The 12,142-nt window shown below is 37.6% G+C and carries 10 protein-coding genes; 7 read left to right on the top strand and 3 right to left on the bottom strand.

Going from position 1 to position 12,142, the window contains the following annotated elements; genetic code table 11:
* Positions 1-10: 10 nt before the first annotated feature.
* Positions 11-1,288 carry an NAD(P)/FAD-dependent oxidoreductase gene (locus tag PARC_RS09550; protein WP_010554483.1) on the top strand — a complete coding sequence of 426 codons (1,278 nt, stop codon included), beginning with the start codon at positions 11-13 and terminating at the stop codon, positions 1,286-1,288.
* Here PARC_RS09550 and PARC_RS09545 read toward each other — a convergent pair.
* Positions 1,274-2,128, bottom strand: coding sequence for a helix-turn-helix transcriptional regulator (locus tag PARC_RS09545; protein WP_010554484.1), 855 nt, complete (start codon positions 2,126-2,128; stop codon positions 1,274-1,276). The two genes, PARC_RS09550 and PARC_RS09545, sit on opposite strands and share 15 nt — an antisense overlap.
* A 36-nt stretch (positions 2,129-2,164) precedes the next feature.
* Between PARC_RS09545 and PARC_RS09540 the strand changes: the two genes are divergently transcribed.
* From PARC_RS09540 to PARC_RS09525, 4 genes are all read left to right on the top strand, one after another.
* Complete coding sequence (locus PARC_RS09540) at positions 2,165-3,274, top strand: Zn-dependent alcohol dehydrogenase (protein WP_007586186.1); 1,110 nt, start codon at positions 2,165-2,167, stop codon at positions 3,272-3,274.
* A gap of 11 nt (positions 3,275-3,285) precedes the next feature.
* A complete protein-coding gene (locus PARC_RS09535) occupies positions 3,286-4,104 on the top strand; it encodes an alpha/beta hydrolase (RefSeq protein ID WP_010554485.1) in 819 nt (272 codons plus the stop codon).
* Positions 4,105-4,115: 11 nt separating this feature from the next.
* The gene (locus PARC_RS09530) at positions 4,116-6,038 is read left to right on the top strand and encodes a hypothetical protein (RefSeq protein WP_010554486.1); all 1,923 of its coding nucleotides are present in this window, start codon (positions 4,116-4,118) and stop codon (positions 6,036-6,038) included.
* A gap of 198 nt (positions 6,039-6,236) precedes the next feature.
* Positions 6,237-6,578, top strand: coding sequence for a hypothetical protein (locus PARC_RS09525; protein WP_148664653.1), 342 nt, complete (start codon positions 6,237-6,239; stop codon positions 6,576-6,578).
* Here PARC_RS09525 and PARC_RS09520 read toward each other — a convergent pair.
* On the bottom strand, positions 6,549-6,935 hold the full coding sequence (locus tag PARC_RS09520; RefSeq protein ID WP_007586180.1) for a YkgJ family cysteine cluster protein: 387 nt from the start codon (positions 6,933-6,935) through the stop codon (positions 6,549-6,551). The genes PARC_RS09525 and PARC_RS09520 overlap by 30 nt on opposite strands.
* A gap of 663 nt (positions 6,936-7,598) precedes the next feature.
* Here PARC_RS09520 and PARC_RS09510 point away from each other — a divergent pair.
* A complete protein-coding gene (locus tag PARC_RS09510; protein WP_010554488.1) occupies positions 7,599-8,027 on the top strand; it encodes a hypothetical protein in 429 nt (142 codons plus the stop codon).
* A gap of 136 nt (positions 8,028-8,163) precedes the next feature.
* On the opposite strand, the gene PARC_RS09505 is transcribed toward PARC_RS09510, so the two are convergent.
* Complete coding sequence (locus PARC_RS09505; RefSeq protein ID WP_007586176.1) at positions 8,164-9,060, bottom strand: alpha/beta fold hydrolase; 897 nt, start codon at positions 9,058-9,060, stop codon at positions 8,164-8,166.
* A gap of 566 nt (positions 9,061-9,626) precedes the next feature.
* Here PARC_RS09505 and PARC_RS09500 point away from each other — a divergent pair.
* Positions 9,627-12,092: a ricin-type beta-trefoil lectin domain protein gene (locus PARC_RS09500; protein ID WP_010554490.1), complete on the top strand. Its 2,466-nt coding sequence runs from the start codon at positions 9,627-9,629 to the stop codon at positions 12,090-12,092.
* Positions 12,093-12,142 lie beyond the last annotated feature (50 nt).

The following is a 12,142-nucleotide window of genomic DNA, read 5'->3' as shown; positions in this document are numbered from 1 at the left end:
GTACAGCATTATGCAAAACACACAATTAGAGCCAAACTCACTGCAGCAAAGCGTTGTTATTATTGGTGCAAGCCATGGCGGCGTTAACTTTGCATTTAACTTACGCCAGCAAGGTTGGCTGGGTAAAATTACATTACTCGATAGCGATCCTGAACTGCCATATCACAGGCCACCGCTGTCTAAAAAAACGCTGCAATCGTTAGAGGTAAAATCAATACCTTTAAAGGTGCAAAAATCCTACACAGATAGCCATATAGATTTATGTTTAGGTAAGCGTGTTACTGCAATTAATAAAGATAACAAAATAGTTACTCTTGAAAATAATAAGCATCTAGCATTTGATAAATTAGTAATCGCAACCGGTTGCTCAGCTTTTATTCCTCCAATTACAGGCCTTAGTGAAACTGTAGATGAATATGGCACCTCTCAATATTTCGCAATGCGAACACATAGTGATGCCGTAGCAATAAAAAAAGCGCTAAGTGCAAGCACTAACAAAGAAGTGGTGATTATTGGTGGAGGTTATATCGGCCTTGAATCGGCGTCATCCTTTATTGCACTTGGCGCTAAAGTAACGGTTATCGAAAAACAAGAAAAAATACTATCGCGAGTCACATCATCTGCTATGTCTGACTTTTTAACTGATTTACACAAAGCGAAGGGGGTAGACCTGCAAACAGCAAAAGATATTGTACAAATTAAGCACACAAACAATAAACATTATGTGCAATGTAGTGATGGTAGTGAGTATCCCGCCGATTTTATTTTAATTGGCGTAGGTGTAAGGCTAAATACACAACTTGCAACAGATGCTGAGCTGGTGGTTGATCAAGGCATAAAAGTAAATGACGTATGCCAAACATCACACCCTGATATCTACTCAATTGGTGATTGCACTATTCATTTTAATAAAATTTATAATCGTTGGATCAGACTTGAGTCGGTACAAAACGCAGTTGACCAAGCTAAAGTTGCTGCGCAGTTTTTAGCTAAAAATAATACGTCAGCTCCTGCACTCCCTTGGTTTTGGTCAGATCAATACGAATATAAATTACAAATAGTAGGTTTATCACAAGGCTATAACGAGATTATTAAGCGCCAAGAAGCTCCCGGTCAATTTTCACTTTGGTACTTTAATAACGACACACTGCTTTGTGTGGAAGCTGTTAATTATGCAAAGGCCTATGTACTTGGCACACAGGCTATTAAGCAAGGTTTAAAGGTAAACAAACAGGTATTGAACAATTTGACTATAGCACTTGCAAAGCCTCAGTTATTTCAGGCGTAACTGCTGTCGATACTGATGCGGAGTCACTTTAAAGTGATGTTTAAACTGCTTAATAAAATACGACGGGCTAGAAAAGCTTAAATCGTAAGATATATCAGTCACCGAAACATCACTTTGCCCGAGTAACCGTGCGGCATTATATAACTTGTGCTGAATCAGGTAGTCGGAATAAGGCTCTCTAAAGTGCTTTTTAAATACCCTTGAAAAATACGAAGGTGATAAATGGCAAAGGGCTGCGGCTTGCTCAAGTGACAGGTTAAGGCCGTTATTTGTTTTAAGCTCATTAATTACCGGAGCAAGCTTTTTAAAACTTGCTGAGCTACTTAATGACGTTTGCTGCTTAGATAAACTGCTTTTACCATATTCGCACACCATAGTGATTAAGCTATCAAACAGTTGAGCACAGGTTTTACTTTTAGGATTTTCGTTAAATTCGCTAAGCATCCAAGCGAGCAACTTATGAATCCTTTTTTGTATTTCAATGCTAAAGCTTAAATGCAAACCAGTTTTTAGTAATTCTATAAATTCTTGTAAGGCCTGATTATTAAGGCGTTCAGGCATAAATTGCACAATATACCAAGATTTAGGGCGCGGATTTAAAGCAAAGTCGTGGGTTTCCATAGCGGGTGTAAAAACGGCCTCAAAATCAGAAAGAATCGATTCACCTTGATGATAAAAATAAGTGCCGTCAATTTGTTCAAAAAATATAAATTCATGCACCTGATGAAAGTGCATAAAACATGAATAGCTATCGTGCTGAAGATAACTTACATGATGAATTTCGAAATCGTAACCGTCTTTTATACAAAACGGTTCACAGTAAATTGTCGGTTGCTTCATAACATAATACTTATATTTAGAGACTTAGGAGTCTACATGTACAAGGCAAAAGCTGCAATTGCAGATGGAAAAGGCGGTTTTTTCTTCGATACCGTTAATGTCGGAAAACCAAGTGCTGGCGAAGTAAAAATTAAAATAAAAGCCTCAGGTATTTGTCATACAGATTGGGATTCAATTAAAACGTGGAATAAAAAATTTATCATTGGTCATGAAGGCGCAGGAACCGTTGTTGAGTTGGGCGAAGGTATAACGGAATTTACTATCGGCGATAAAGTAATACTAAATTGGGCAATTCCGTGTGGTGAGTGTTTCCAGTGCCAAGAGGGTAATTTACACATTTGTGAAGTAAATAGCCCCGTAACGGGCAATGGTTTATGCGGGCACGCAGGTAAACAAGCGTGTGAGCATAATGGCAATAGCTTAGAGCGCTCATTTCATTTAGGTACGATGAGCGAATACACCGTCGTTAAGGCTGCTGCAGTTATAAAAATACACAGTGACATTCCTTTTCCAAGTGCAAGTATTGTTGGTTGCGGCGTAATGACCGGTTATGGATCAGTAGTTAATGCAGCTAAAGTAAAAGCAGGTTCTTCAGTGGCCGTATTAGGCTGTGGAGGCGTAGGACTAAATGCAATACAAGGGGCTGCAATTTCAGGCGCCGCTAAAATAATAGCAATTGATTTGTCACCGGAGCGATTAACACAAGCTAAAGCATTTGGTGCTACACATACCGTACTTGCTAAAAAGTATGACCCTGATTTAGTTCACATGATAAACGAAGTTAAAGCGCTAACAAATAGTCGCGGAGCCGATTATGCCTTTGAGTGTACAGCAGTGCCGGCACTTGGTTCAGCGCCATTAGCATTAATACGCAGCGCGGGCGTTGCGGTGCAAGTGAGTGGCATTGAGCAAAAAATAGATTTTGATTGCGAACTATTTGAATGGGATAAAATTTATATAAATCCGCTCTACGGGCAATGTAATCCTAAGCGCGACTTTGCTCAAATACTAGACCTTTATGACGCAAAAAAGCTCAAGCTCGATGAGCTAGTCACAAAAACTTACTCGTTAGATGAGTTACAAACAGGCTTTGACGACATGCTAGCAGGGCGTATCGCTAAAGGTGTCGTCGTGTTTGATGATTAAAGGAGTATAAAATGGCAATTCATCGTTTAGAAATATCAAATAGCAGCTACACCGCTGATAACTTTGTAACGCTAACCGCGTATAGCAGCCACTTAAAAGGGCGAGGTGATATAAGCATTTACCAAGAAGCAACCAGTAATAAAAATGTACCTATGATTGTATTACTGCATGGTGTGTATGGTAGCCACTGGGTGTGGAGCCAGCTAGGGGGCGTACATAAAGTGTATCAGCAGCTTCGTAGCAGTGGCCTTAACGAGTTTGTATTAGTGATGCCATCAGATGGCGCGCACGCCGAGGGCAGCGGGTATTTGCCACTTAAAAATGCAGATTATGAAGCATGGATAGTTGATGATGTGATTAGCGCTGTTATTCAAACTCAACCAATGTGCTCGAGCTCATCAAATATTTATATTACGGGCCTTTCAATGGGAGGGTATGGAGCATTATGTTTAGGTGCAAAGCATCCAACTATTTTTAGCGGTATATCAGCGCATTCATCAATTACTGAGCTTGACGACTTTAATCACTTTGTTGATGAACACACTCTAAAGCCACTAAAAAAAACCACTGATAAGTACAAAGGCGACGTGTTTAAAACATTGAGCGCGAATAAAAAGACATTACCGCCACTGCGATTTGATTGCGGAAAAGACGATGTACTTTTTAGTGCTAATACTGCGCTTGCAAAAAAGCTAGTTGATGAAAATGTTCCTCATACGTTCGATATTTTTGCAGGCACCCATTGCTGGGAGTATTGGCACGAACATGTAGCTAAAACTATGATCTTTTTTGCTCAATTAGAAAGCAAAACTCACACACAATTAAAATAAGGAGATAACCCATGAAAGTCATTAGCTCACTTTTAATTGCATTTGCATGTACTGCATCAAGCAATTTAGTCGCACAGCCAGAAGTATCCGTAAATTTAAACGTAAAGCGAAGTATTGACGGCCTATCAACCTTTGATAGAAGCAAATATATTGTTATGCATTCGATGCTAACAACAACCGATTGGAAGGGGGAAGAAGATAAGCTCGACTACTTACTTAACGACCTTGATGTGTACTTTGGTCGTGATAACGGTTCTATGCCGTATTACGCGACTCAAGTTGAGCAGAACCCAAATAATCTAGGGTACGCAAGCCCTGAGAGTATCGCTGCTTATGGCAAAACTGCTCGCGAAGATTATTATGGTAAAACGTTGTCGAAGCTTCATAAATACGACAATAGAGCCCACGTAATGATAGGCGGGCAAATTAATCAGTTTTGGATTGGTAATCATGAAGGCAAAGGCGAATGGAGCTTTGCTAATACCGATGCCGTGGGTCAATATATGGGAAATTTTGTAAATGAATTTTATCGAAATGACAACCAAGGACCGAACAAAGGCCCAGTACCCCCACAATACCTTGAAATACTTAATGAGCCACTTTACGAACTTGTTGATGTACATCACGGTAAGCCTATCGATACATTTATTTTTCATAACGAAGTAGCCCAAGGCATACGAAAAGTTAATACAAGTATTAAGATTGGTGGGTACACCACTGCTTTTCCATGGTTTGACGATAACAATTTTAATCGTTGGGATGAGCGAATGAAGCTATTTTTAGATACCAGCGGTGAATACATGGATTATTTTTCGATTCACCTTTACGACTTTGGCTACTTAAACCGCGATAAAGGCGTTGCTAACTTTAAAGGAGCCCGTATAGAAGCCACTATGGATATGATGGAGCAATACGAAAAGCTTAAACTAGGTAAGGTAAAACCTTTCATGATTTCGGAATACGGCGGGCGTGACCATAAAACAGAAGCAACGCCATGGACTGCAATAAATGACTGGCAAACTATGAAATCGTTTAGCCCTATGATGATGCAATTTATGGCTAAACCTAATCTCATACTTAAAGCCATTCCATTTAGTTTAGCAAAAGCAGAGTGGAGTGGTAATGAGGGACGCGATTATGCTTGGCGCTTACTACGCCACAATGACGAAAAAACAGGTGAAACAGGCGATGAATATGTATTCACCGACATTATTAAATTTTATCAATTGTGGTCAGATGTAAATGGCACACGTGTTAATACTGAATCAAACGAAGCCGACTTACTAGTAGATAGTTATGTAAACAATAACAAAGCATATGTAATTATCAGTAATTTAGAAACAAGTGCTAATAGCGCCTTGCTAAATTTAATAGAGCTACCAAGCAATCCGATTAATAACATTAAAATTAAGCACTTGCACTTTGCTAATGGTGAGCCAACACTTACAACAACATCACAAAATATTGGTGTAAAAAATGAGTTACCAAAAAGCATTAACATAGGCGCAGAAGCCACAGTAATTATTGAATATACGTTCAGCGACAATATAAAAATTATTGCTGAGTCTGACGAGCATAAATACTATGCAACAACCTACAAACAGGCAATTAAAGCCAATACAGCGCTTAAATTTAACATTAACGATGTAAAAATAAGTGAATATGGTAAAGGTATATTGCGTTTAAGTTTTGGTAGAGAGCATGATTTAGCTCAACAACCTATCGTTAAAGTAAATGACACTTTAGTTACTGTACCAACCGATTATGCCGGTGATGAGCAAGTATTTCGCCCACAAGTATTTAGTATGCTAGAAATCGAAGTACCAAACGAGCTGTTAAAAACCAATAATACAATATTAGTTACATATCCTGATGATGGCGGATTTGTTAGCAGCGTGACGCTCCAAGCGTTTGAGTACAGTGATGATATTTAATTTAAAAAACTAACTATTTGTTATGATATAAAAAGCAAGGTCACTAATTATTAGTGGCCTTAGTTGTTATGCGTCCGCTTTTTAAATTCATAGACAATCTTTAATTATCACAGAAGTCTTATTAAATTTTAAAAATAGATGGCATAATTCGTATGCATTAGTGATTGATCTTTATGTGTATTATATTTACTTGTGCTATTGGCCGAAAAGAAAACAGATGCCTTAATGGTTGGCGGAAGCTTATTTTATGTTTATCCCGCACTACTTGTTTATGGGGTACCAATATCAATTTTATTAAAAAAATTTAATGTTTTTAATTTACCTATGGTTCTTTTAGCGAGCGTAACTCCATTTATTATAATTATTCCAATGGGATGGAATGAGCCTATAATACCCTTATTTGTAATTTGCTTTGGCTCTATTGTTGTGGCTATAGGTTGTTGGTATACACTTTTACTCTTATTTAAAAATAAAAAAATAACCAATAACCTGTTGCAGTTTATAAGAGAGTTACCGACTATCAATCATAAGTATATCTAGTTTATGTTGAGCCCTGGTTTGATTTTTTATGTCGATAGGTTCAATCATTTCGCATTCGTCTCTGATCATTTCAGGAATGAGGCTTGGGTAGTGGCGACAGTCCTCTGGGCGGTCGAGGTAAATACTGCAGGTATACATATTTTTAGCGAGAGGATCTTTTTTAGGCGCAATTTCTAAAAATGGGCACACTTGAAGTCTTAAGCCTGTTTTAGGGTCAAACCAAATTTCGTTGTTTTTAACGTATTCATAAATTTCGGGGTTAAAGAGCTCCCATAAATCTATTTCCTCTTTCGTTGCGCTTAAATCGCCGCCGCCATATTTAATACAGCATTTACCACACTGGTTGCATTCTTTCATAATTTGCTAATTTGGTTGGCTGTTAACGAGTTTAAGTTAGTTATTAGTGTAGCACCAAATTTATTATTAACGCTCTACTGAATTTACCCATCCTTTAATTTTTGGGTGTGTAAACAATAGTTAGATACAATAACTTAAGTTAAAACCCTTTGTTACATTTTATATAGTACAGGCTTTATTTAATGGTTTACTCTAAAGGTAGCGAAAAATATTACAAACCCCGCTTGAGCAACTGTGTGATTGTTAAATGTTGCTGAGCGCAGATACCTAAGCAGGGCGTTATTATGAAGGAGGCTGTCACTAAGTTAAAAACAGAATTTAATGCAAAGCTATTGTATTGGAACAATCTTAAAAGTAGCAAAGCTAAAGTGGCAATCATCCTATTATTTTTAGTTGTCATTGCACTTAAAGTCTTTACGACCATTTTTACGTTGGATTGGGTTGCAAGTTTATTCAGCGTGTAAGTTTACCAAGAGTAATTGCGATAAAGTTTAATCTCAGAGTGTTTAACGCCTACGCGATGTTCATTATTAATGTATTATTACGCTATACACCAAATTAAATAAATCAGTTGTTTAAATACGTTTTATAATGACTGTAATGATACATTTTAGCTAAATTGAGTGAGTAAATGAGTTTAGCTGCATTAAAGGATAACCAGTGATGATGAATACAAAAGTATATAAAGCGGTACATGATCTAGCAGAAGATTTAATGGCGGCGGCTAACAAAAATAACCGTGAAAAGTTTGAGTCGTTATTTGCTCAATTAAAAGCTATTTGTATTGAAAACGAAAACACCCCAAAAGATCACCCTGTACAATGGGAAACTTTAGCTGATTTTACCGAAGAGTTAGAAGAGGCAATTACTACTTACGAAAAAGCATTAGAAAAGTCGATTGCGATTAATAACAAAGATCACATGTCGTCGGTTTCTTTTTCAATGGCTACATTACAGCTTGAGCTTGGCCAAAAAGATGAAGCTATTAAAAACCTTCAAAATGCTAAAGTCAGCGCCAATAAAATTGAAGACAAAGAGCTTAAAGCTGAAATACACGACCTACTAGAGTCGCTTATTGAAGAAGAAGGTTAAATACATAAAAGTATAACTTATCCATATTAAATGTGATTTTTGTGGATTTAGCTTGAGCTTAATAAAGCGCTGATGGTTTATACCCTCAGCGTTTTTTTATGTTCGCTATAAATACTAAACCAAAATAAAAGGCTTACTATTGAGCTAGCTTATTCATAAAGTCGATAATGTACTTTGCAATTTCTACTGGTTTTTCTTCAACGCTAAAGTGCCCTGAATCGAGTAAATAGAGTTCAGCGTTCGGTACATCTTTTAAGTATGCTTTAGCGCCTTCGGCTATGAATGCTGGGTCGTTTTTACCCCATACAATTAACGTTGGTGGTTGGTACTTGCGTAAATAAGCTTGCCACTTTGGATAGTCGAGAAGGTTGTTGTAGTAATCTTGTAGCAATTGTACTTGAATTACTCTATCGGCTTTGGTTTGTAAAAAGTGAAGATCGTGCGTCCAGCTATCTGGGCTCATCACTTCTGGGTTACTTTGTACGTCTCGTAAATACTGCTTATTAATAATGGCTTGTTCAGACGTGAACGAATAAATTTTATCTTGCTGAGCTTTCGAACTATCTTCATTCGCGGCTTTAAAAAATGCTTGCCTCAGTAGGGTTAGCCCCTCTAAATACGCATTACCATTTTGTACAATAAGTGCATCAAGTTTATTAGGATTATTTAACAACATTCTAAAGCCTACAGGTGCTCCAAAGTCTTGTATATATAGGCTGTAGCGCTTTACTTTAAGCGTTGTGAGTAACCCTTCAACGTATTGAGCTAGTAATTCAAAAGTATATTTTTGAGTTTCTGGGTTTGGGCGTTCGCTGTATCCTGAGCCTAAATAATCGGGTGCAATTACATGATAACGACCTGATAAAAGCGGGATCAATTCTCGGTAGCTGTGTGAAGAGGACGGATATCCATGTAAAAGTACAATGGTTTGCTTATGTTGCGTGCCAGCTTCTCGGTAAAATATTTTTTTACCGTTTACGTTTGCATATTTGTATGTCGTTTTTGACGGCCATACAGCATCAACGGCATGCACTTTTGCGCTAACCAAGTATAAGATAACTAATGAAAAGACGAGAAGTGAAAGTAAGTGAGCTAGTTTTATTATGATTAGTTTTTGTAAATTATAGGGCATAAGTAAACTCGTTAATGTGTTTGATAATACTGCTTTATTAACTAATTAGACCTGCCTTTTTGATAATTACATTCATTGAAGCCTACAAATCCCTTAAATACTTAAGGGTAAAATATAATAGCTGTTAACTCTACAACCTCTAAAATAACTATTCTGATCTGTAGTTAAAAATATATTTCAAAAAATATACTTTCTGAATACTGACAAATTAAATACATTTTATAACAGATAGTTATGGTTTTTTTTGTCGCAAGTATTACAAGTTGATATTGTTTTAACTGTAAATGGTGTGTTCAGGCTGTTCATTTAAGCTTTAAATAAACGTGCCGGATATTGATACTAAAGTGTGGAATTTAAATAAAGAGTTAATTTTATGTTGTAAATGGTTAATTGTTAACATTATATTGGTTGTGTACTCAATGCCTTTACACAAAGGATTAATTTTCACACCAAGATAGGTAACAAAAATGAAAAAAAGCTCATTGTATTGTGCGGTTTCGTCCGCGCTACTACTTTCAAGCGTTTTTAATGCACACGCTGGCACAGTTATTAAACAAACGTCGTCGCAAATGTGTTTTAGAACCGCAGGCAATGCAGTAAATGGTACTCAAGTAATATTAAATAATAATTGTAGTGGCGACGCAGCTAGGTTTAGTTGGACATCTGGTGGGAGTATAAAACACGATAAGTCAGGTTTATGCATTCATCCTGGCGGGTTAGTAAATCCGGCGGATGGACAGCAACTTGTATTGTGGTCGGGTTGCGATTTTGATAATCGAGTTAAATTTACTAAAACATCCGCAAACGCCATTAAGCATGTATCGGGAGGTAAATGTGTTCAACCAACTAACATATCAAATGGTAGTAACTTAGTTGTTAGATCGCAGTGTGGTGCAAATCAAAATAAATTTGTTGTTGAGCAACAAGCAAGCAGCGGTGCAAGCGTTAGTAACGATAAAGTTAAGGTACAATTTAATATTGATACAAAACATGCCGTAGGACAGTTTGATAGCTTCGACCGTCGTAAATTTATTACGTTACATTCATCAAATACTGAAAGTGACTGGTTTGGAAATAATGCTCAAAGCTTAAATGCGCCTAATGCAGATCCTGATTTAATGACGCATTTTTTAGAAGATTACGATGTGTACTTTGGCCGTGATACGGGTAACATGAAATATCAACTAACACAATTACCAGAAGATTCAGCAAAACCAGGTTATGCAAGCGCGGCAACCGCAACAACAAATGGTGGCGGAGTTAAATGGAATTACACCAATATTACAACAGCTCAAGCTAAAACAATGCGAAAGCATGAAGGGCGTAACAGCGATTTAATTGTCGCTGCACAGCAACACCCTTATTACCCTGATGGTACTAAAATTGGGAATCAAAATTGGTCTTTCTCGCAAACAGATACAGCAGGTGAACCACTAGGTACAGCCCTGGGCGACTACATGGCGCAGTTTTTACAAAAGTACTTTAAAGCAGGCACATCAGACAGCCTTGGTCAAAAGCGCCCAACATATGTTGAGGTAATGAACGAGCCACTATTTGAACTGCACGACTTTCCGCATAACGGCTATGACAAAGAGAGCCTCTATGACATTTTTAGATTGCATAACTCAGTTGCTGATGTAATTAATGCTAACCCTTCACTGAATGATGTAAAAGTAGGGGGGTTTACGGTGGCGTTTCCTGATTATGAAAAAGGGTCACAATTTTTCGATAACTGGAAGCAACGCGACAAGGCATTTTTAGATATTGCAGGAAATAAAATGGACTTTATTTCGATGCACTTATATGACTTTCCAAATTTCCCAGGTGGTCCTGGTGGTCAGCATCAAATACAGTACAGAAAAGGCAGCAATATGGAAGCGACCCTTGATATGGTTGAGCAATATATGGCTTATAAGTGGGGTAGTATTAAACCGTTAGTTATTTCCGAATATGGCTCTCAATTACAAGGCTCATTTGGTACTAAATGGACTCCGCAACGTGACTGGTTATGTCTAAAGGCAATGAGCTCTATGCTTATGAGCTTTATGGAAAGGCCAAACCGTATTGATAAAGCCATTCCGTTTATTCCATTAAAAGCAGAATGGGGCCGTATTAGCGACACTATTCCCTACTACTGGCGTTTACTGCGTCAAGCTAAAGAAGGTGAAGGCGAAACCGGCGAGCAATGGGTTTACACAGAAATGGTTAAGTTTTACCAGTTATGGTCTGACATAAAAGGGACGCGAATTGATAGCTGGGCAAGCGATATGGATATTCAAGCTGACGCGTATGTTGATGGCAAAGATGTTTATTTGATATTAAACAGCCTTGAATTTTCACCGACTGATATCGATTTAAGTGTTTTAGGTAAGGGTTCTAACGCCGTAACGAGTGTAAATATTAAGCACTTATATCCTAATGCTCAAGGAAAACCAATATTGGATAACAGCAACAGAACAACACTCCCAAGCTCTGTTATATTGGGCTCTGAATCAACCATGATAATTAAAGTGAGTCACCAAAATAATGTTGCTATTAACAATATCAATCAAGAGTCTAAGCATTACGCAAGTGCAGTAGTTAAAAATATTGCAGCCAACGCGACCCAGTTCTTTACTATTAACAATGTAGATAAAGGGGCTAATGGCGAGGCTACATTGCGCTTAGGTGTTGGCCGCCCTCATGGAAAGTCGTTAACGCCAGTTGTGACTGTTAATGGTAATAGAGTCGCTATTCCTACTGATTTTAGAGGATATGATCAAAAAAATGGTGGCCTTGGACGTGAGCGTTTCTTTGGTGTTATTGAAATTCCAGTGCCATATAATAACATTAAAAAAACTAACAATATTGAAGTTACATTCCCTGACAGCGGTGGTGCAGTTAGTTCACTAACATTACAAAACTTTAAAATGAGTAAACGTATTACTCGCTAAAAACGTGTAATAAAGGTTTAGTAATAAACAAACTGCGGGTTTATCTATAT

The sequence above is a fragment of the Pseudoalteromonas arctica A 37-1-2 genome (assembly GCF_000238395.3).
Classification (GTDB): domain Bacteria; phylum Pseudomonadota; class Gammaproteobacteria; order Enterobacterales; family Alteromonadaceae; genus Pseudoalteromonas; species Pseudoalteromonas arctica.
Note: the sequence above shows the minus strand (reverse complement) of the source record. Positions and strands in the feature narration are given on the sequence as shown.